Below are 21,414 nucleotides of genomic sequence, written 5' to 3' on the forward strand. Positions count from 1 at the left end.
TGGGTGCATTGCACGTCACTCATGTACGTCACTCGTGCGCCGCGCCGTCGTCCAGGTCTTCGTCGGGGCCCGCATCGACAGCGCCGGGACCGCGCTCGGGTCTGGCTTCCGGCGGCCCCATATCGTCCATCGCGAGCGGCGACGGCGAGCTCAGCACCCGCTCGTGCGCGCGCCAGCCCGCGTGCCAGTCGGCTGCACCGGACGGCTGCGCCGCCAGCAGCACGAAACCGTGCGCGGCCACTTCCACCTGGGCGCCAGCAAGCGCATACGGTGCCTCATCGGGCTGTGCCGTATCGAGCAGCACGTGCCATTCCAGCTGCTGCGATTGCGGTGGTGGCGTGAACGTTAGCGCCCCGCCCGACGCGTTCAGCATCATCAACAATACTTCGGTTTCGCCATCCGGGCCCGGACCCGCGCGCCGCAGCGTCAGTGCGCGGCCTTCGGAGTCCTGCCATGCATCGGTGGACAGCGGTTCGCCGCGTTCGTCGAACCAGCCGACGTCGGGTACACCGGGCAGCGCCTCGCGATCGCCGAACAGAAAGCGCGTTTCGCGCAGCAGCGGATGCCGCCTGCGCAGCGCGATCAACTGCGCGACGAACGCGGTCATCCTGCGGCCGTCTTCACTCGCCGCGCGTACCCAGTCGATCCACGAAATCTCGTTGTCCTGGCAATACGCGTTGTTGTTGCCGCGCTGCGTGCGGCCGCCTTCGTCGCCGGCAAGCAGCATCGGCGTGCCGAGCGCGACGAACAGCGTCGCGAGCAGCGAACGCGCGACCCGTTCGCGCGTCGCGAGGATCGCGGGGTCGTCGGTCGGTCCTTCGACGCCCCAGTTCGAACTGCAGTTTTCGTTGTGGCCGTCGTTGTTGTTCTCGCCGTTGATCTCGTTGTGCTTCTGCTCGTACGCGACGAGATCGGCGAGCGTGTAGCCGTCGTGCGACGCGACGAAGTTCACCGACGCCCACGGCCGCCGATGCCGCCGGTTGAACAGATCGGCCGAGCCGGTGAGGCGTGCGGCGAGATCCGGCCGAAGACCCGCGTCGCCGCGCCAGAAGCGGCGCACCGTGTCGCGGAAGCGGTCGTTCCATTCGCCGAAACCCGGCGGATGATTGCCGAGCTGATAGCCACCCGGCCCAATGTCCCACGGCTCGGAGATCAGCTTGCGCTGCGAGAGCACCGGGTCCTGGCGCAACGCGTCGAAGAAACCGGAGCCCGGATCGAAGCCGCCTTGCTCGCGGCCGAGCGTCACGCCGAGATCGAAACGGAAACCATCGATGTTGAACGCCGTCGACCAGTAGCGCAGCGAATCGGTGACCATCTGCAGCACGCGCGGATGCGTGAGGTTCAGCGTGTTGCCGCAGCCGGTGTCGTTGATGTGATGACGCTCGTCGCCGGGAATCAGCCGGTAGTAGCTTGCGTTGTCGAGGCCGCGCCACGACACGGTCGGCCCCATCTCGTTGCCTTCGCAGGTGTGGTTGTACACGACGTCGAGAATCACTTCGATGCCCGCCGCGTGCAGCTGGCGTACCGCGATGCGCATTTCGTCGAGCCGGTGCGCGGACAGGTACGACGGATCGGGCGCGAAGAACGCGGCGGTGTTGTAGCCCCAGTAGTTGCGCAGATCGCGCTCGACGAGAAAGCGGTCGTTCAGGAACGCATGCACCGGCAGCAGTTCGACGGCGGTCACGCCGAGCGTACACAGATGGTCGATGAATTCCGGCGAAGCGAGCGCCGAAAACGTGCCGCGTTCGTGCGCACGCAGGTCGCGCCGCAGCATCGACGCGCCGCGTACGTGCGTCTCGTAGATCACCGTCTCGCCCCACGGCACGTTTGGCCGCGAGTCGTGGGACCAGTCGAACGCTTCGTCGACGACGACGCATTTCGGCATCGCCGGCGCGGAGTCGCGCCGGTCGATCGACAGGTCGACGCGGTTCGAATGCACGCGATAACTGAACAGCGCATCGGACCAGCGGAATTGCCCGACCAGTTTGCGCGCGTACGGATCGAGCAGCAGCTTGTGCGGATTGAAGCGATGACCGTGCTGCGGCTGATACGGCCCATGCGCGCGAAAGCCGTAGACGGTGCCCGGATGCGCGTACGGCAGGTAGCCGTGCCAGATTTCGTCGGTACATTCAGGCAGTGGCAGACGCGCGAGTTCCTTGCGGCCGGTCGGATCGAACAGGCACAGTTCGATCTTCTGTGCGTTTGCCGAAAACACTGCGAAGTTCACGCCGAGTCCGTCCCAGCTTGCACCGAGCGGATAGGGCGAGCCCGGCGCGAGACGGTCGGGCAGTACGTGCGACATGAATCCCGTTCCTGTTTTTCTCATGGGTGCGATGTCCGCCCTGTCGTGTTGCACGCGCCTTGCGGTGCGCGTTGTTTCGCCGTCATGCGGCTGAACCTGCCGCGTTCTTCATTGAGCCAGCCCGCGAGCCAGCTGCATCAATCCGCGCGCAGCACGATCGTCGCGAGCGGCGGCAGGATCAGTGCAGCGGACTGCGGCTTGCCGTGGCTCGCGATGTCGTCGGTATGGATCAACCCGCTGTTGCCGACATTCGATCCGCCATAGAGACTTGCGTCCGTGTTCAGCACTTCGACCCAGCGCCCCGCGCGCGGCATGCCGAGCCGGTAGCCGTGGCGTGGCACCGGCGTGAAGTTGCAGACCGCGACCACTTCGCGGCCCTGGCCGTCGAGACGCCGGTACGCGAACACGCTGTTGTCGGCGTCGTCGCCGATCAGCCATTCGAAGCCGCCCGGCTCGCTGTCGAGTGCGTGGAGCGCCGGCTCTTCCGCATACAGCCGGTTCAGGTCGCGCACCAGGTGCTGCACGCCGTGATGCAGCGGATCGTCGAGCAGATGCCAGTGCGGCGAGCCGTCGTGATCGAATTCCGCCATCTGACCGAATTCGCCGCCCATGAACAGCAGCTTCTTGCCGGGGTGCGTCCACATGAAGCCGAAGTACGCGCGCAGATTCGCGAAGCGTTGCCAGCGGTCGCCGGGCATCTTGCCGAGCAGCGACCCCTTGCCATGCACGACCTCGTCGTGCGACAGCGGCAGCACGAAGCGCTCGGAGTACGCATAGACCATCCCGAACGTCATGGTGTGATGGTGGTAGCGGCGATGGATCGGGTCTTCGTGCATGTAGTGCAGCGTGTCGTGCATCCAGCCCATGTTCCACTTGAAGTGGAAGCCGAGCCCGCCGTCCTCGATGCGCGCGGTGACGCCGGGCCACGCAGTCGATTCCTCCGCGATCATCAGCGCGCCGCGCGCGTTTGGCACATACGCGACCTCGTGATTCAGGCGTTTCAGGAATGCGATCGATTCGAGATTTTCGCGACCGCCGTAGATATTCGGCACCCACTCGCCGGCCGCGCGCGAATAGTCGCGGTACAGCATCGACGCAACCGCGTCGACGCGTAGCCCGTCGACGTGATAGCGCATCAGCCACGCGAGCGCCGACGCGATCAGGAACGCGCCGACCTCGTTGCGGCCGAGGTTGTAGATCATCGTGTTCCAGTCCTGGTGATAGCCTTCGCGCGGGTCCGCATGCTCGTAGAGCGGCGTGCCGTCGAATTCGATCAGCCCGTGCGCGTCGTTCGGAAAATGCGCGGGCACCCAGTCGAGAATCACACCGAGCCCCACCGCGTGCGCGCGGTCGACGAACGCGGCGAACTGCTGTGGCGCGCCGAAACGCGCGGACGGCGCGAACTGCGCGAGCGGCTGATAGCCCCACGAGCCGCCGAACGGATGCTCGGCGATCGGCAGAAATTCGACGTGCGTGAAGCCCATTTCCTTCGCGTACGGAATCAGCCGCTCGGCGAGTTCGTCCCAGTTCAGATTGCGGCGACCTTCCTCGTCGACGCGCAGCCACGATTCGGGGTGGACCTCGTAGATCGAGAGCGGCTGGCGTTCGGTGTGCCGGTCGTCGCGCGAACCCATCCATTCGGCGTCGCTCCACGCGAAGCGCTCGATTGCGTCGACGTCCGCGACGACCGATGCGGTCGCGGGTGGCCGCTCGGTCTGCATCGCGCACGGGTCTGCCTTTAGCGGCAGCGTGTGGCCGTCGTGCGCGACGATCTCGTACTTGTAGCGTGTGCCTGCTGTGAGGCGCGGCACGAACAGTTCCCATACGCCGGCGTCGTGGCGGATGCGCATCGGATGCCGCCGGCCGTCCCACGCATTGAAGTCGCCGACCACCGACACGCGCCGCGCGTTCGGTGCCCATACCGCGAAGCGCACGCCAGCCACACCCTCGACAGTCGTCGGCCGCGAGCCGAGGCATTCGAGCACCGCGTATGGATCGCCATGCGCGACGCGAGACAGCGGCTCGTCGGGCAGCACCGGCGGAAACGCGTAGGCGTCTTCGACTTCCTGCGGGGTGCCGTGCCAGTCGATCTGCAGCCGGTATGGCACGTCGTCGGCGATCGGGCCCGCGAACAGGCCGGCGGGATGAATCAGTGGCAGGTCGCCGAGCGGCTTGCCGTCCGCGCGAGCGACGACCGCGACGTGCGCCGCATTCGGCAGCATCACACGCACGACCGGGCCAGCGTCCGTACGATGCGGCCCGAGCAGCGAGAACGGATCGGGATGACGCGCCTCGACGAGCGCGTCGATCTCGAGCGGATGCAAACCGGTGGTGGCAGCAGAGAGATCCGCGCGCTCAGTCATGGTCGTTCTCCACGCCAGCCACATCGGAAGACGCGGGCGGCGTGCCTGTATCGCCGAGCAGCCGGCTCGTGAGCGCAGCGAGACCGCGCACCGGCAGGCCGATCCACGTCGGCCGGTTGGCCGCTTCATAGCGGATTTCATACGCGGCCTTCTCGATCAGGAACAGATCGAGCAGCGGCTGTTCGCTGGTCGCGGCAACGAGTGGCTGCGGCGCGGCCACGGTCGCGCTGCGGTACTGGCCGAGAAAGCGTTCGGCCGCACCGGCGCGGAAGCGCTCGAACAGCGCGCGCTTGCGATCGGCGGTCTGCTGCGGTGCGTTCTCCGTGGTGGACTGTGCGGCCGCGCTTGCATAAGACAACGAGCGCAGCAGCCCCGCGACGTCGCGCAATGGACTCGACTTCAACCGCCGTTCTTCGAGCGGCCGCGCGGGCTCGCCTTCGAAGTCGATCAGGAACGCGTCGCCCTGCGCGACGAGCACCTGGCCCAGATGGAAGTCCCCATGAATGCGGGTACGCAGCGCAACTGCATCGGGCGCGACCAGGTGCGCGACGGTATCGGTCAGTCGCGCGCGCCGGTCGAGCAGACTGCGCGCGAGATCGAGCGTGTCGCCGGTGAGTTGATCGAGTTGCCGTGCAAGCACGTCGAGCGCGGCGGCGAGCATCGTCTGCGTGCCGTCGATCCATGCGCGGATCTGCTTCGCGTCCGCAGGTTCGGGCGCGAACGCGGGGTCGTCGGACGGCGATGCGAGCGCGACGTGCAGTTCGCCGAGCCGTTTGCCGATCACGCCCGCGAGCGTCGCATAGCCTTCGATCGCTTCTTCTTCATTTGCGCGCGCGCGTTCGCGTTCGTCATCGGTCGATTCGACTGCAAGCGCGAGTTCGTCGATCGAGCGGCGCAGATTGTCGAGTGCCCAGTTCCACGCGTCGCCCTGATTGTCGATGAAGCCCTGCAGAATCGCGAGCGTGTGCGGTATGCCTGCCGGATCGACGCGCACCACTTCGCCATACAGCGGCGCGGTGTTCGCGTAGCCGAGCTGGGTCAGATAGCGGCTCATTTCCGCTTCCGGATGGATGCCGTCGAGCAGACGCCGCACGAGCTTCAGCACCGCGACGTCGGCGATCACGAGCGAGCTGTTGCTCTGCTCGGCCGCGAGCCAGCGGATCTCCGGGCGTTCACCAAGGTCGAGTTCGTCGAAGCGGCCGGTCGGCACGAAATGGATCTCGCTCTTCTGCACGGTCGGCACCACCGCGCGTTCGCGCAGCTTGCGCAGCACGCCGTGCGCGAACAGCGGCAGCGAGAATGCATCCGTCAGATGGCCGACGGTGCGGTTGCGGCGCACGCGCGCGAGCGCGAGCTGCATGAACAGCGGCGTGGTCGTGTCGGCGCCCCAGGTGATCGCGATCGGCACGACGTAGCGCTCGGTGTGATCGCCGGCGTCGGCTTCGATCTCGGTGAACGCGAAGCCGCCGTTCGGGATCGTTGTCAGCGCGGCGAGGCGCACCGCGTTGAGCTTCTGGTCCTTCGACGCGAACCAGCGACGTCGTTTCAACCACGACGGCAGCACCTCGGATTCGAGCAGCCGGACGTTTTCCGGCGTCGGTCCGACCTGGCCTTCGCGGATCACGATCGTGACGAACTCGGGCAACGGCTCGGACACCGGCTGGCTCCATGTGGGCCGCGCACCGCCTTCGCAGAGCAGGAACCACAGGAAGCCATACGGCGGGAAGGTCAGCAGATAGGTGAGCTGGCCGATCGGTGGGAACACGGAATCGGCGGTCATCTCGATCGGCACCGCGCCGGCGAATTCGGACAGATCGAGTTCGACGGCCTGCGGTGCACGCGACAGATTCGCGACGCAAAGAATCGGCGCTTCGCCAGGCATTTCGCGCAGGTACGCGAGAATCTTGCGATTGTCCGGCCGCAGGAAGCGGATGCTGCCGCGTCCGAATGCGTGCTTCGCGCGGCGGGTCGCGAGCATGCGACGGGTCCAGTTCAGCAGCGAATGCGGATCGCGGCTCTGCGCTTCGACGTTCACCGCATCGAAGCCATATAGCGAACCCATCACCGGCGGCAGCACGAGTTGTTCTGGATCGGCACGAGAGAAACCCCCGTTGCGGTCCGACGACCATTGCATCGGCGTGCGCACGCCGTCGCGGTCACCGAGGTGGATGTTGTCGCCCATACCGAGTTCGTCGCCGTAGTAGATCACCGGCGTGCCGGGCATCGACAGCAGCAGCGAATTGATCAGCTCGATACGGCGACGGTCGCGTTCCATCAGCGGCGCGAGACGACGGCGGATGCCGAGATTCAGCCGCGCGCGACGGTCGCTTGCATAGGTGTTCCACAGATAGTCGCGCTCGGAATCGGTGACCATCTCGAGCGTCAGTTCGTCGTGGTTGCGCAGGAAGATCGCCCATTGGCAAGTCGGCAGCAGGTCCGGCGTCTGCTTCATGATGTCGATGATCGGAAAGCGGTCCTCGCTCGCGATCGCCATGTAGATCCGCGGCATCAGCGGGAAGTGGAACGCCATGTGGCATTCGTCTTCGTTGCCGAAGTATTCCTGCACGTCTTCCGGCCACTGGTTCGCTTCGGCGAGCAGCATCCGGTTCGGATACTCGGCGTCGATCGTCGCGCGGATTTTCTTCAGCACCGCGTGCGTCTCCGGCAGGTTCTCGTTGTTCGTCCCTTCACGCTCGACGAGGTAGGGCACCGCGTCGAGTCGCAGCCCGTCGATACCCATGTCGAGCCAGAAGCGCATCACCTGCAGCACTTCGCGCAGCACCGACGGGTTGTCGAAGTTCAAGTCCGGCTGGTGCGAATAGAAGCGGTGCCAGTAGTACGCGCCCGCGACCGGGTCGTGGGTCCAGTTCGACGGCTCGGTGTCGATGAAGATGATGCGCGTCTCCAGGTACTTCTTGTCCGTGTCGGACCACACGTAGTAATTGCGGTGATTCGAACCGGGCTTCGCGCGGCGCGCGCGCTGGAACCACGGGTGCTGATCCGACGTGTGATTGATCACAAGCTCGGTGATCACGCGGATGCCACGCGCGTGCGCTTCCTGGATGAAGTGACGCACGTCGGCGAGCTGGCCGTAGTCCGAATGCACGCCGCGATAATCGGCGATGTCGTAGCCGTCGTCGCGGCGCGGCGACGGATAGAACGGCAGCAGCCAGACCACGTTGACGCCGAGTTCCGCGATGTAGTCGAGCTTCGCAAGCAGACCGGGGAAATCGCCGACACCGTCGTTGTTCGCGTCGAAGAACGACTTCACGTGCACCTGATAGATGATCGCGTCCTTGTACCAGAGCGGGTCGTCGCCGAGCAGCGATGGTTTGCCGCGGCGGCCGGTGCGGGGTTTCGTGCCATCTGCGTGTGCGTGCTGCGACGACGTCGATGCGTGCGTCTCGCGTTCGTCGACGTCGTCGGCTCGCGCTTCGTTCGCATCATGGGTTTCGTGTGCCTCGTGTGCCATTTACTCACCCTCGTTCGGATGGTCGAAGGGCGCCGCATCGGCGCGCGCGTCGTCGTCTTCGGTGGTCGGTTCGCTGCGCGGCAGGCCGCCGACCGGCGCGATGCGCCAGATCGAAAACGGCCGCGTGCCGGGATCGAGCCGCACGTGCTGCCAGCGGCCGTGCCACTCGAAGCGCGCGCCGCTCATTTCGTCGGTGACTTCGAGCGCACCGTGATCGTGTAGATGCCAGCGGTCGAACGTGGCCTGCGACAACTCGACGTCCGCGCCCTGTTCGTTGAACGGATCGAGATTGATCGCGACGACGATCACGTTGTCCCGCGCGTCGGTGGCCTTCTCGAAAAACAGGATGTGGTCGTTGTGCGCGGGCAGGAACGTCACGCCGAGATGCGAATGCAGCGCGGGATTCGCGCGGCGAATGCGGTTCAGCGCCGCGATCTCCGCGACGATGTTGCCGGGCCGGTTCCAGTCCCACGCGCGCAGCTGATACTTCTCGGAGTCGAGATATTCCTCGCTGTTCGGCAACGCGCTCGCTTCGCACAGTTCGAAGCCGCTATACACGCCCCACAGTCCCGACAGCGTCGACGCGAGCGCCGCGCGGATCAGGAAACCCGCACGTCCCGACGACTGCAGATGACGCGGGTTGATGTCCGGCGTATTGACGAAGAAGTTCGGCCGGAAGAACTCGCGCACCGGCGTCTGCGTGAGTTCGGTCAGATAATCGGTGAAATCGCGCTTCGATTCGCGCCACGTGAAGTACGTGTACGACTGCGAGTAGCCGAGCTTCGCGAGCCGGTACATCAAGCGCGGTCGCGTGAACGCTTCGGACAGAAAGATCGTGTCCGGATGACGCGCGCGGATGTCGGCGATCATCCATTCCCAGAACGGCAGCGGCTTCGTGTGCGGATTGTCGACCCGGAAAATGTGCACACCCGCGTCGATCCAGAACAGGATCACGTCGCGCAGCGCGAGCCACAACGCGGGCTTCGCGTCGTGCGCATAGAAGTCGGGATTGACGATGTCCTGATACTTCTTCGGCGGATTCTCCGCGTAGCGCAGCGTGCCGTCGGGGCGCCACGCGAACCACGTCGGATGTTCCTTCAGCCACGGATGATCGGGCGAGCACTGGATCGCGAAGTCGAGCGCGATCTCGAGACCGTGTTCGTGCGCGGCGGCGAGCATCGCGCGGAAATCGTCGAGCGTGCCGAGCTGCGGATGCACGGCCGTATGGCCACCCTCGACACCGCCGATCGCATACGGACTGCCGACTTCGCCCGGCTGCGCATTCAGTGCGTTGTTGCGGCCCTTGCGGTTCGCGACGCCGATCGGATGGATCGGCGGGAAGTACAGCACGTCGAAACCCATGTCGCGGATCCGCGGCAGTTTCGCGATCACGTCGTCGAACGAGCCGTGACGGCTTTCATCGTCGCTCATCGAGCGCGGGAAGATCTCGTACCAGCTTGCGAACCGTGCGGCCGCGCGTTCGGCGTCGATCTTGTAGATGGCCGGGTCGCGCGACAGGAACGGGCGGTGTCGCGCGGCCGCGACCGCATGCGCAGTGGACGGCGCGAGCACGAGGTCGAGCCGCGTCGCGGCGTCGGCCTTCGCGAAGCGCTTCACGATGTCCGCGAGCGGCGCGGCATGCGAGCCTTCGACGGTCTCGACTTCGGCGAGGATCAGTGCGAACAGATGGCTCGCTTCGTCGAGTTCGAGTTCGACCGTCTGGCCGGCGTTGAGCTTCTTCTGCAGGTGATCGACGAGCGACGCGAAGTCGTCGCGCCACGCGATCACGGTGAACTCGTGCCGCCCGAGGCGTTCGAGCGGAATGCTGGCCTGCCACAGGTCGGTGCCCGCGGGCTGCACGGGGACCATCGGTGTTTCGTGCCACGCGGTTTCATCGGCGGCGCGCCAGATCACCGCGGCCGCGATCTTGTCGTGACCTTCGGCGAAGATCGCGGCACGGACGTCGACCCGCGCGCCGACGATCCGCTTCACCGGGAAGCGTCCGCCGTCCACCGCGGGCGACACGTCCTCGATCGCGACACGCGGCGCCGCGACTGCGTCGACCACGGTCTTGCGGCCGCTCTCCTTGCCGTGCCCCGTGTCGACGGGTGGCGCGAGCTGCACGACCGGCTCGGCCACCGCTCCGAACAGCCTGCATGCGCCGGGTGCGAGTGTGAACGCGGGCAGCGCGCGGGGCACGTCGCGAGAGGAAGCATCGAGTGCCGTAAAGCGCGTGAAGTTGCCCGGCACGCCGTCGAGGAAACGCGCGGGATCGACGCGCACAGGCGCATGCAGATCGGGATTGACGACGATCAGCACCGCTTCATCCGAGGTGCGCAGGTCGCGCGCCACGCCGCGCAGCAGCGCCGCGACCGGTGCGCCCGGGGCGCTCAGCGCGCGCAGTTCGCCGATCGTGTTGAGCGCCCAGGTGTCGCGTTGCACGGCATTGGCCGCGGCGATCGCGTCGGACAGATCGAAGCGCGCTTGCGCGGCCAATTGCGCGGCATGGTTTGCGGAAGCGGTCGCGGTCAGCGAGACCGGTTCGGCGGCGCCGTATTCGAAACCCATCGGCATCAACCAGCCGGTGCCGGTCGATGTTGCGACCGCCAGCGCGCGGCGATACGCACGCTCGACGAGCGCGACGTCATGCGCACCGGCGAACTCGGCGGCGAGCCGCACGCCGTACGGGGCTTCGGGAAACGCCACCGGTGCGCCGATGCGCGCGAGCACCGCGTGTTCTTCCGTCATCCATGCAGCGCGGAAGTCCCACCAGCGCACCGACGAGAACACTGCGTCGAAGCCTGCGCCTTCGAGTGCGGCGAGGTCCGCGCGCGCGAGTCCCGGCGTCGCGGCGAGAAAGCGCACCGACGGATGCCGCGCTCGCACCGCCGCGCACAGCGACCGCCACGCGGCGGCCGGCACGCGATGCGGCGAGTCGAGGCGAAAGCCACCGAGACCCGCATCGGCGAGCGCAAACAGCGTGTGCGTCCACCAGTCGACGAGCGGTGCGGCGTCGCCTGCGAAATTGAGATAGGCAACGTGATCGTCGCGATGCGCATGGCGCGGGTCGAGCCGGGCCGTTTCGGATTCGAATGGATGGAACCAGTCGGGATGCGCGTCGAACAATGCACCGTCGGCGGCGACGCGATCGACTGCGAGATCGGCGAGCAGCGTCAGGCCGTGTTCGCGGGCTTGCGTGGCGAGTGTGCGTAGCGTGTCGGTGCTGCCGGCGCCGAGCGCGGGATGCAGCCGCGCGTGATCGCCGACGACGAGCGCATGGTCGGCCCGTCCCGGCTGGAACAGCCCGCCGATCAGCAGATGATCGAAGCCGAGTGCCGCCGCATGGGCGAACTGCGCGGGCCAGGCATCGAGCGGCCCGACAAGAGGAGCGTGGACAAAATAGATCCGCGGCGCATACGCGTGGGGAGCTTCCATCGGTCGTTTCCAGTTCGTCCTGCTGCGGCGTGGATGCACTCGAGTGCGATCACAGCCGCCCATTGGGCTACCTGAGCCGGATGATGCGCGGCGCGCGTCGAGCGCGAGCGCCTATGGTCAATGTAGTGCAAACAGCGTGACGCTGCGCTGCGCGTGTGCGTTCTGCCGCAATGTTTTATCGGGACGGTCGTGTGGGCGGGCGAGGGCGCGCCTCTCGCGCTGTCACGGCCGAGCCGTGAATGCAGTGCAGCAAGCGTTGTGCCAGCGAGGTGGTCGTCGTGGTGCAGGCCGAGGCTTGCCGTGGCTGTGACGGGTCGTGCGGGTCAGGGTGCGCCGCGTCGTTCGATGCGTGTCGCCGGTAAAACGCGCTACCCCGGCGCGCGTTTTACCGGAGCGTGCATGATATTGAAGAACGGCGGAAGCGCGTGATGTCAGCGCGCGTTCATGCGACGGTCATCGGGGCGTCATGACGAATGGGCGTCGTTTAGTCAGGGAGTGCATGCAGCGCCGCCGCGACCGATTATTGAGACACGTCGCGGGTGTCTTACGAGCCGAGCAAACCCGCCGCGATGTTCACGCACAGGCCAAGCACCGCGACGTTGAAGTAGAACGACAGCACCGACTGCGCGAGCGTCGCGCGGCGGATCTCGCGCGAACGCAGCACGACGTCCGACGTCTGCGACGCGACCGCGATCGTGAACGAGTAGTACATGAAGTCCCAGTAGTTCGGGTCGAGCTTGCTATCCGGAAATTGCAGCGCCGTTTCTTTGCCGGAGGCGAAGTAGATCCGCGCATAGTGCAGCGTGAAGATGGTCGGGATCAGGAACCACGCGCCCATCAGCGTGACGCCGGTCAGCAGCGAATGCAGCACGCTCGACGTGCCGCCGCCTTTCGCCGACGCGAGTTCCATCACGATCGCCACGAGACTCGCGATCGTCGCGATGCAGATCACGACGAGCACGACACCCGCGTTCTCGTCGTCGCGGATCGCGAACTCGCGCACCTGGTCGTGATGCGCGGCGGCCATGTGGAACCACATGAGGACGAGATACGCCCATACTGCGACGTCCCACGCGATCAGCACGCGCACGGTCGGCCGCAGCGACCACGGAACGAGCAGCGCCGCGACGATGCCGAGCGCGAGCCCGATCATCATGCGAGGCCGGTTGCGGAGCACTAGTGGGTAGAGAGTCATGGCATGTGGTAGAAAAGGCGGCCGAAAGTAGACGAACCCGCGGACGAATCCGCTGCGGCGATTCTACCCGCCGGTCCGGCGCGATTTGTCGAATCGTCGCGCGGAGGCTATAGTTTTCGCACGCCGCCTTGCGTACGGCTTTCGGTGGGATGCCGGAGGCTTGCGGTCGACCGGCCGGGCGGCGGTAAACAACACAGGCAGCACATGCAGCAACCAGGCGCACAAGACACCGCTTGAAGCGGTGCGTTAGACCAGGGTTTTGGGGCGGACTGCCGGCGCGGCGTCCGCGGCATCGAGCCGCGACTGCAGCGCTGGTCGACACAATACATATCATCTGGAGCCCCCATGACAGATGCAACTGAGAACGATGCGCACCACTCCGCGGTGACGCATTCCGCAGGCCGCAGGACGTGGATGCTCGGCGCATGCGCGTCGGCTGCCGCACTCGCTTTCGCGGCCGCCGGACGGCTCGGCATGCCCGCCGGTCTGTTCGGTATTTCGTCGGCGTTCGCTGACGCACCGTCAGGCGGCGGCCTCGATGCATTCGTCGCGTTGTCGCAGCGCCTCACCGGCCATCCGGCCTTCGACCCGGTGCTCGGCAAGCGCATCTACGACGCGCTGTCGAAAGCCGACAGCCAGTTCACCCAGAACGTCGCCGCCCTCAACACCTGGCTGCAGGGCCACGGCGGCGTGCCCTCCGATACCGTCACGCAGGCACTGCAGGCCGATCAGCCGGCGCTCGCGAAAACGGTCGGCTCGATCATGCGCGCGTGGTACCTCGGGCTCGTCGGCGATATGCCGCACGTGCAGGTCGTCGCCTACGAGCGCGCGCTGATGTTCGAGCCGGTGAAAGATGTCCTGACGATTCCCTCGTATTGCCGCGACGTGCCGTTCTACTGGACGCAGAAGCCCGCCAGTGTGTGACGGGCCGGCCGTGCCTACGCGCGCGTCTCGTCTTATGCCGTTCGTGCGAAAGCCGTGTAGCAAATAATCGAGCAAGCAGAAATAAGCCAGCAAGAGAGGGCAATAATGGCAAATTCGAATTCCGCCGATGTCGTCGTGGTCGGCTCGGGCGTGGCGGGCGGTCTCGTCGCGCATCAGATGGCGCTCGCGGGCGCATCGGTGATCCTGCTCGAAGCAGGGCCGCGCATTCCGCGCTGGCAGATCGTCGAGAACTTCCGCAACTCGCCCGCCAAAGGCGACTTCGCGACACCATATCCGTCGACGGCGTATGCGCCGCATCCCGAGTATTCGCCGGAGAACAACTACCTGATCCAGAAGGGCGAGTATCCGTACAACTCGCAATACGTGCGGCTCGTCGGCGGCACGACGTGGCACTGGGCCGCGGCGACGTGGCGTTTGCTGCCGTCCGACTTCCAGCTGAAGAAGCTGTACGGCGTGGGCCGCGACTGGCCGTATCCGTATGAAACGCTCGAGCCGTGGTACTACGCGGCCGAAGTGCAATTGGGCGTGTCCGGGCCTGATGCAGCGGTGGATCTCGGTTCGCCGCGCTCGAAGCCGTATCCGATGAACGGGCTGCCGCTGTCGTACATGGACCAGCGTTTCATGGACGTGCTGAACCCGCAGGGCTTCAAGGTCGTGCCCGAACCGGTCGCGCGCAACAGCCGGCCGTACGATGCGCGTCCGACCTGCTGCGGCAACAACAACTGCATGCCGATCTGTCCGATCGCCGCGATGTACAACGGCGTCGTGCATGCGGAGAAAGCGGAGCAGGCCGGCGCAAAACTGATTCCGCAGGCGGTCGTCTACAAGGTCGAGGCCGACAATAAAGGGCTCATTACCGCGGTCCACTACAAGGATCCGAACGGCAACAGCACGCGCGTGACCGGCAAGCTGTTCGTGCTCGCCGCGAACGGCATCGAAACGCCGAAGCTGATGCTGATGTCGACCTCCGACAAATTCCCGCACGGCATCGGCAACAGCTCCGACCAGGTCGGCCGCAATCTGATGGACCATCCGGGCACGGGGGTGACCTTCCTCGCGAACGAGCCGCTGTGGCCTGGACGCGGGCCGATGGAGATGACGTCGATCGTCAATTTCCGCGACGGCGCGTTCCGCTCCGACTACGCGGCGAAGAAGTTGCACCTGTCGAACGGCGTACCGACGATGAGCGTCACCGCCGCGCTGCTGAAGAACGGCGTGACGGGCAGCGAACTCGACCGGCAGATCCGCGACCGCGCCGCGCGCACGCTGAACATCAACAGCTTCCACGAGCATCTGGCCGAACCGCAGAACCGCATCGTGCCGTCGTCGGATCACAAGGACGCGCTCGGTATTCCGCAGCCCGAGATCTACTACTCGATCAACGACTACGTGAAGAAGAGCGCCGCGAACACGCACGAGCTGTACGCGCAGATCGCGGGGCTGTTCGGCGGCACCGAGGTGTCGTTCGACGATACGTTCGCGCCGAACAATCACATCATGGGCACGACGATCATGGGCGCCGACGCGGCCGATTCGGTCGTCGATACGGATTGCCGCACGCACGATCACTCGAACCTGTTCATCGCGAGCAGCAGCGTGATGCCGACCGCGGCTTCGGTGAACTGCACGCTGACGATCGGCGCGCTGGCGCTGAAGCTGGCCGACAAGCTGAAGCGCGAAATCTGACCGGACCGACGGAGAGCCATCATGACGAAATTCACGTCTCGCGCCCGGTCGGTGGGTCACGCCGCGGTACCTGCGCCCGCACAGGGCAAGCGCCGCATGCGTGTCGCAACGTTCGCGGCGATCTTCGCGCTGTTCGCGCTGTATCTCGCGTGGCATGCGTGGCACGACCCGCAGGCCCTGCATCCCGACGAGTCGCCGATCGGCCAGGCGCTCGCGCAGGATGCGTCGCCGGGTCAGCCGGTCGCGGCCGCAGGCCCCGACCTCGTGAAGCGCGGCGAGTATCTCGCGCGCGCAGGCGATTGCATCGCGTGCCATACCGCCGACAAGAGCCGCCCGTTTGCCGGCGGCCTGCCGATCAACACGCCGTTCGGCACGATCTATACGCCGAACATCACGCCGGATCCGGACACCGGTATAGGCCAGTGGAGCGACGCCGAATTCCTGCGCGCGATGCACGAAGGGATCGGCAAGAGCGGCGAGCGGCTGTATCCGGCGTTTCCGTATCCGGAGTACACGCGGGTCACCGATCAGGACGTGCTCGCGATCCGCGCGTATCTGAACACGATCGTGCCGGTGCACTACACGCCGCCGCGCAACAGTCTCAAGTTCCCGTTCAACCAGCGCTGGGCGATGGTGTTCTGGAATCTGTTCAACTTCGACGAAGGGCGCTTCGTGCCCGATCCGAAGCAGAGCGCCGAATGGAATCGCGGTGCGTATCTGGTCGAAGGGCTCGCGCACTGCGAGGAATGCCACACGCCGCGCAACTTCATGCAGGGGTTGAAATCGAGTGACCGTTTCTCCGGCGCGACGCAGGCGGGCTGGCACGCGTTCAACATCACGCCGGACAAGAACGCCGGGATCGGTAACTGGAGCGACGACGAACTGGCGAGCTATCTGTCGACCGGTGTCGCGACGGGTCGCGCGAACGCGGCGGGGCCGATGGCCGAAGTCGTCGCCGACAGCACGCAGTACCTGAGCAACGACGACCTGCACGCGATCGGGACGTATCTGCGCAGCGTGCCGCCGGTGAGCGGCGGCGTCACGCGGTCGCGCGACGACTGGGGCAAGCCCGCCGACGACGTCACCGCGCTGCGCGGCCAGACCGTCACGTCGGTGAACGGTGCGCAGCTATTCATCGCGAACTGCGCGACCTGCCATAACTGGACCGGGCAGGGCGTCGGCGCAAGCGCGCCGGGCGCGTACCCCTCGCTGATTCACAACAGCGTGGTGGGCGCCGGCGACGCGAGCAATCTCGCGATGGTGATCCTGCACGGCGTGAGCCGTACGACGAAGCAGGCCGACGTGCTGATGCCGTCGTTCGGCGACCAGCTCACTGACGATCAGGTCTCAGCGATCACCAACTACGTAACGAAGCAGTTCGGCAATCCGCAGTCGACCGTGACCGTCGATCAGATCGCGAAGCTGCGCGCGCAGCAACAATGACCGTGCCGACGGCGCGTTTCCGGTAGCGATTGCCGGGCGCGCCGTTTTCCATTGCGCATGTCGTTCGTGTGTCTCGCCGGCCACAGAAAAGCGAGGCAGCGCGCATACGCACAACGCGTAGCGGACTATGATGGGTGCCATGCAAGCCAGTTCCGCCATTCCCGTCGTCCAGCATCATCCCGTCAACACGGGCGGTCGCGACTTCGTCGTCGGCGATCTGCATGGTTGCGTGGATGCGCTGCGTTATCTGCTGCGCGAAATCGCCTTCGATCCCGCACGCGACCGGCTGTTCTCGGTCGGCGATCTGGTCGACCGCGGCACCCAGTCGGAAGAAGCGCTCGCGTTGCTCGACAAGCCGTGGTTCTACGCGGTGCTCGGCAATCACGAGGACGCGATGTGCGCAGTCGCTGAAGGGCGGTTGAAGCGTCAGTGGTGGTATGGGATCGGCGGTGCGTGGGCCGCGGTACTGCCTGACGAACGGCTGCAGCAGTACGCGCGCAGGCTGCGCACGTTGCCGCTCGTGAGGGTGATCGGCGACGGCAGCGCGCGCTACAACGTGCTGCATGCGGAGTTCTTCGGCTCCGATACGCAGCTCGATGCGGCCGACTTCTCCGACGACGAACGGCAGCAACTGTTATGGGGTCGTCAGCTCGCGATGGGCAACAGCGATCCGTACCGGCAGTCGGGGCTCTCGCTCACGTATTGCGGTCATACGCCGATGCGCGAACTGCAGCAGATCGGTGCGCAGGTTTTTATCGATACCGGCGCATTCGGGCCGGGCGGCAAACTGACGATCGTCGAGGCGCGCAAGGCGCATCGGTGGTCGGTGAGTGTTGCGGCTGCGCAGGCGGAGGGGGCGGGGGCGTTGGCATTGCCTTAATCGCACTGCAGGTACCCTGTTAAAGCATCACTCCAACCTTTAGTCGAATCGAAATCGGACCGAAGCCCGCCATCCTCCGTCGTCTGCCCTGACATAGCCGCCTGCATCGCGCCCAGTCCATGGTTAACCATATATGCAGGGTAGTACGCGGGGGCACCAAAGTCGTGCGCTGCGATACAGAGTTTCGCTTTCTCACCTGCACTTCTCATGATCGTTTTCAGGCGTTCCTCAAATATCTCCCGTTTGTCAGCAGGCATGCTTTGCATAGCGTTCATTCGTACAATCTTGACCACAGGCTGGTAGCCGTACTATCGGCGACACGCAGGGCGTCATATCTGCCAAACACGCCACCCAGTGCGATGTGACCTCGGAGTCATCCTCCTCCCACCCCTCCGTGTCTGAAAATGGCATCTAACTCGCCGGGGTGGCGGGCCATGTATTTTGGAAACAGGAGCGAACTGCCCGCAGCACTCAAATGGTGGTAATCGTCGTACCGATAGATCGGCAGGCCGTCGAAGTTGAGCGTACATGTTGCTGCCGTACATGGCACGTCGTAGGTGTGCATGATGTCGATCTGCGGAAACCTGGCCTGTAGCCGTGTCAGCATCGCCAGGGTCGGTGCATGTTGCTCGCGCGCAATGTTTGCGTCGAACTGACATGCCTGTCGGCGAACTGGAAGCAGAAGATCGTTATTAAAGTTGCAGTTGATCAGATTCATTGGAATCATCGGCACGTCGTCCATCAGCACAACGTGCTTGCCAGCGGCAGTCAGCTTGCCGATGGTATCTGCCAGTTCGTTTTCAAGCTGGTCCGGCCGGAAACCATGCCCGCTCGGGCCGGCATTCGGGTCCGTCGACAGGTTCTGATAGTTCTGCCATGCCGAAGCCATGAAAACTGTCTGAATATCGGGTTGCGACATCACATACGACATCACTGCCTTGTCGTGTGCGACGCAATGAAGATGGTCTTCGAGATAAGACATGTCCCCCGGCCTCGCTGGCTCGTTTTCGATTGGGGGGCACAGGGTAAATGCGACGTCGTGAATCGCCATCTGCTTTGCTTTGCCCAGCCGGTCGAAGAAATAGATCAGGTGGTATGCGTGCGAGTCACCCCAAAGTACTGCCCTGTTCTTCGAGCTGGGGTTCCCCAGTGCGCACGTTGCCTCATCCGTTACCGCGATCTGTGACCAGCACTTCTTGCCACGCGGCATATCAAACAGCGAGTCGCCTGCCCACCGTACGTCATTGCGGATCCTTGCCGGATAGGCAAAAAGGAAGCCGTTCGAGAGTTTGCCGGTGCCCGCCAAAGCACCAGATATCACCAAAGGTATGGCGAGGAACCACAGTAGCGCGCCCCGCGCTGGCATCGTCGAACGACGGGCAGCGCCTTCGATGTACAGGTATGTGAGCGCGGACAGGACAAGCGTCACTGCGATTGCAATCGCATAGCCTATCGGCGTTGCCAGACCCAGTTTGCGAAGCGCAAAAAACAACGGCCAATGCCACAGATACATCGGGTATGAAATCCGGCCAATGAAGACAGTAGGCGAATTCGACAGGATCCGAGCAAGTGCCACTGATCGGCGGCCGGCGAAGATGATGAGCAGCGCTCCTCCGCAAGGCACGATCGCGCCCAGGCCGGGAAACTGCGCAGTAACGCTGAAACCGAACACTCCGATCAGGACGACGACGATGCCTGCGACCAACAGTGCGTCGAACCTGCGCGAACGTACCGGCTTGCGCCTGAATTCGAACATTGCCAACAGCGTGCCAACGAGGAATTCGAAAGCCCGATACTGCGCGAAATAGTAAGTGCCCGTAGTGCCTCGATGTGCTGCAACGACGGCTGAGATGAAAGACACGGCGGCAAGGCCACAGAACACGGGCGACAACCACCTCTTTGCTTTCCGATGCAGCCAGTACAGCAGCAACGGCAGAACGACATAGAACTGCTCCTCGACGGATAGCGACCATGTGTGCAGCAGCGGTTGATCAGCGGCAGCGGCATCGAAGTAGCCAGTCTGCTTCGCCAGGAAGATGTTCGATGTCATCGTGGCCACCGCAAGAATGTTCCTGGCCAGATGGAAGCTGTCGTCAGGAAAGGAAAACAGAATGCTGAAAGCGAACGTCGCGGCCAGCACCAGGTAGAGCGCCGGCGCAAGACGTTTTGCGCGTCGCGCGTAGAAGCCTTTGAACGAGAACTCGCTACGCGCAAGGTCTCCCAATATTGAAGTCGTGACGACGAAACCTGAGATCGTAAAAAATACGTCGACGCCTGTGAAGCCGCCTGCGAAAGTAGCGTATCCCGCGTGGCACAGCATCACGGCTATCACGGCGACGGCACGGAGGCCGTCAATGTCCGGGCGGTAATTCGGAGAATGATGAGCGGTAGTATTTTTATTCGGCTGCATGAGATCAGATCCTTCTGACGAGGATCGTGGATGGAACCAATGGAAAAGATCGGGCGATGGCACGAAGCCCTGCGGACCAGCGGTAAAGAGGACAGCCGAATTCACCGGGTAGCCGCAAGCGTTCGCGCCTATCCCACCTGATTCACTTCGAACACCATGTCGACGGCGCTGCCGTTCCAGTTGTACTCGAGATGCGCGGCGTGATGGCAGTCGCGCAGCAACGTCGTGCGGAACGCAGCAAGACATTCGCCGCCCGGATCGCGCACCGACGGGTACGCGATTCCCGGCGCCCCTCCTTCGCGTATCGCGCGGCCCAGCATCTGGCCGGGCACGTAGTCGGTCGGCGACATCACGCCGGGATCGAGTGAAGGGTCGTCGCGCAGATCGACCACATCGCCGTGCGCGATTACCGTATAGAGCCGCATCTGCTGCCGCAGCGCCTGCTGCCGGGTCGCGGCGAGAAACTGGCCGGTATGGAAACGCGTTTCCGCGATCGCGGTGTCGCGTGAACGCGCGCAATAGAACACGCCGTACGTGCCATCTGAAAAGCGGCTACCGCCCGGATTCAGATGCGTGAGCGCGGCCATGATCGGCCCCCAGCCCATGCCGAAACGGCGCTCGTCGCGCGGCACCAGATCGAGATCGCCGACCTCGGTGCGCAGGCGGTCGTTGGTGAGCGCCTCGAGTGCGTAGAGCGCGGCGAAGTCTTCGGGTGATGCGACTCGGTCGAACAGGTTGACCGCAGGGAAGCGCGTCGGAATCACGCGGTATGCGGGCGACCAGGCGAGCGGCGACGAGCGCCAGCGGTCCTGCCAGTGCGGTTCCGTCACGCCCAGCCGCCTCTCATTGCGTCGAGGTACTGGCGCACCGCGATCAGATCGCTGATGTTGCCGGCCAGCATGCGGTCGAGCGCGCGGCGGCCGCCGAACGGCGGCGCGGTGTTGGGCTGTTTGACCCAGGAGTCGGCAGCGGTCGGCAGCGGCAGCAAAATCTGCAGCGCCTTGTAGATGCCGAGCACGAGCGACAGCCGTTCGAGCGTGTCATGGCCGAGCCGCGCCGTGTGCGGCGTGGCTTTCCATTTGAAGAACGTCGAGCGGCCGGGCGAGCCGAGCAGCACGATCTGCTCGTCGGCGCTCAGATCCCAGTCGCGGGCGATGTTGAAGAACGCGCGCAGGCCCGCCGACGACATTTCGGCGGCGGTGGGTTCCCCGGCTGGCCGGCGATGCGGCTCCTGGGAAGCGGAAGCACGTGCGGCAGATGGCATGATGATTTAGTCCTAAATT

Annotated in this window: 13 protein-coding genes; 4 read left to right on the top strand and 9 right to left on the bottom strand. The window is 64.9% G+C overall.

What is annotated here, in order from left to right; genetic code table 11:
• Positions 1-28: 28 nt before the first annotated feature.
• From glgX to ACREXZ_RS11120, 5 genes are all read right to left on the bottom strand, one after another.
• Positions 29-2,302, bottom strand: a complete 2,274-nt coding sequence (gene glgX, locus ACREXZ_RS11100) for a glycogen debranching protein GlgX (protein WP_431764108.1) — start codon at positions 2,300-2,302, stop codon at positions 29-31.
• A gap of 137 nt (positions 2,303-2,439) precedes the next feature.
• Positions 2,440-4,665, bottom strand: coding sequence for a 1,4-alpha-glucan branching protein GlgB (gene glgB / locus ACREXZ_RS11105; RefSeq protein ID WP_431764109.1), 2,226 nt, complete (start codon positions 4,663-4,665; stop codon positions 2,440-2,442).
• Entirely contained in the window at positions 4,658-8,137 is a 3,480-nt protein-coding gene (treS, locus tag ACREXZ_RS11110; protein ID WP_431764110.1) for a maltose alpha-D-glucosyltransferase, read from the bottom strand. The genes glgB and treS overlap by 8 nt, the downstream gene beginning before the upstream one ends.
• Positions 8,138-11,572, bottom strand: coding sequence for a maltotransferase domain-containing protein (locus ACREXZ_RS11115; RefSeq protein ID WP_431764111.1), 3,435 nt, complete (start codon positions 11,570-11,572; stop codon positions 8,138-8,140).
• Positions 11,573-12,116: 544 nt separating this feature from the next.
• The gene (locus tag ACREXZ_RS11120; protein ID WP_431764112.1) at positions 12,117-12,767 is read right to left on the bottom strand and encodes a DUF1345 domain-containing protein; all 651 of its coding nucleotides are present in this window, start codon (positions 12,765-12,767) and stop codon (positions 12,117-12,119) included.
• A gap of 345 nt (positions 12,768-13,112) precedes the next feature.
• On the opposite strand from ACREXZ_RS11120, the gene ACREXZ_RS11125 reads away from it, so the two are divergent.
• From ACREXZ_RS11125 to ACREXZ_RS11140, 4 genes are all read left to right on the top strand, one after another.
• Entirely contained in the window at positions 13,113-13,691 is a 579-nt protein-coding gene (locus tag ACREXZ_RS11125; RefSeq protein ID WP_431764113.1) for a sugar dehydrogenase complex small subunit, read from the top strand.
• Between the two features lie 105 nt (positions 13,692-13,796).
• Entirely contained in the window at positions 13,797-15,398 is a 1,602-nt protein-coding gene (locus ACREXZ_RS11130; protein WP_431764114.1) for a GMC family oxidoreductase, read from the top strand.
• A gap of 21 nt (positions 15,399-15,419) precedes the next feature.
• Entirely contained in the window at positions 15,420-16,841 is a 1,422-nt protein-coding gene (locus ACREXZ_RS11135; protein WP_431764115.1) for a c-type cytochrome, read from the top strand.
• A gap of 139 nt (positions 16,842-16,980) precedes the next feature.
• A complete protein-coding gene (locus ACREXZ_RS11140) occupies positions 16,981-17,721 on the top strand; it encodes a metallophosphoesterase (RefSeq protein ID WP_431764116.1) in 741 nt (246 codons plus the stop codon).
• Here ACREXZ_RS11140 and ACREXZ_RS11145 read toward each other — a convergent pair.
• The 4 genes from ACREXZ_RS11145 to ACREXZ_RS11160 form a co-directional block, all read right to left on the bottom strand.
• On the bottom strand, positions 17,718-17,996 hold the full coding sequence (locus ACREXZ_RS11145; protein ID WP_431764117.1) for a hypothetical protein: 279 nt from the start codon (positions 17,994-17,996) through the stop codon (positions 17,718-17,720). The two genes, ACREXZ_RS11140 and ACREXZ_RS11145, sit on opposite strands and share 4 nt — an antisense overlap.
• 98 nt (positions 17,997-18,094) lie before the next feature.
• Positions 18,095-20,131, bottom strand: coding sequence for an acyltransferase family protein (locus tag ACREXZ_RS11150; protein ID WP_431764118.1), 2,037 nt, complete (start codon positions 20,129-20,131; stop codon positions 18,095-18,097).
• Between the two features lie 128 nt (positions 20,132-20,259).
• Positions 20,260-20,961 (bottom strand): RES family NAD+ phosphorylase, encoded by a 702-nt coding sequence (locus ACREXZ_RS11155; RefSeq protein ID WP_431764119.1) that lies wholly within the window; start codon positions 20,959-20,961, stop codon positions 20,260-20,262.
• A complete protein-coding gene (locus ACREXZ_RS11160; protein ID WP_431764120.1) occupies positions 20,958-21,395 on the bottom strand; it encodes an MbcA/ParS/Xre antitoxin family protein in 438 nt (145 codons plus the stop codon). The genes ACREXZ_RS11155 and ACREXZ_RS11160 overlap by 4 nt, the downstream gene beginning before the upstream one ends.
• Positions 21,396-21,414: the final 19 nt, after the last annotated feature.

Origin of the sequence: Paraburkholderia sp. (assembly GCF_050742655.1) — a bacterium.
Lineage (GTDB): Bacteria > Pseudomonadota > Gammaproteobacteria > Burkholderiales > Burkholderiaceae > Paraburkholderia.

Coding starts and splice junctions, on each gene's coding strand:
- glgX (WP_431764108.1), bottom strand. CDS start 2,302: ATGTCGCACGTACTGCCCGACCGTCTCGCGCCGGGCTCGCCCTATCCG.
- glgB (WP_431764109.1), bottom strand. CDS start 4,665: ATGACTGAGCGCGCGGATCTCTCTGCTGCCACCACCGGTTTGCATCCG.
- treS (WP_431764110.1), bottom strand. CDS start 8,137: ATGGCACACGAGGCACACGAAACCCATGATGCGAACGAAGCGCGAGCC.
- ACREXZ_RS11115 (WP_431764111.1), bottom strand. CDS start 11,572: ATGGAAGCTCCCCACGCGTATGCGCCGCGGATCTATTTTGTCCACGCT.
- ACREXZ_RS11120 (WP_431764112.1), bottom strand. CDS start 12,767: ATGACTCTCTACCCACTAGTGCTCCGCAACCGGCCTCGCATGATGATC.
- ACREXZ_RS11125 (WP_431764113.1), top strand. CDS start 13,113: ATGACAGATGCAACTGAGAACGATGCGCACCACTCCGCGGTGACGCAT.
- ACREXZ_RS11130 (WP_431764114.1), top strand. CDS start 13,797: ATGGCAAATTCGAATTCCGCCGATGTCGTCGTGGTCGGCTCGGGCGTG.
- ACREXZ_RS11135 (WP_431764115.1), top strand. CDS start 15,420: ATGACGAAATTCACGTCTCGCGCCCGGTCGGTGGGTCACGCCGCGGTA.
- ACREXZ_RS11140 (WP_431764116.1), top strand. CDS start 16,981: ATGCAAGCCAGTTCCGCCATTCCCGTCGTCCAGCATCATCCCGTCAAC.
- ACREXZ_RS11145 (WP_431764117.1), bottom strand. CDS start 17,996: ATGAACGCTATGCAAAGCATGCCTGCTGACAAACGGGAGATATTTGAG.
- ACREXZ_RS11150 (WP_431764118.1), bottom strand. CDS start 20,131: ATGCAGCCGAATAAAAATACTACCGCTCATCATTCTCCGAATTACCGC.
- ACREXZ_RS11160 (WP_431764120.1), bottom strand. CDS start 21,395: ATGCCATCTGCCGCACGTGCTTCCGCTTCCCAGGAGCCGCATCGCCGG.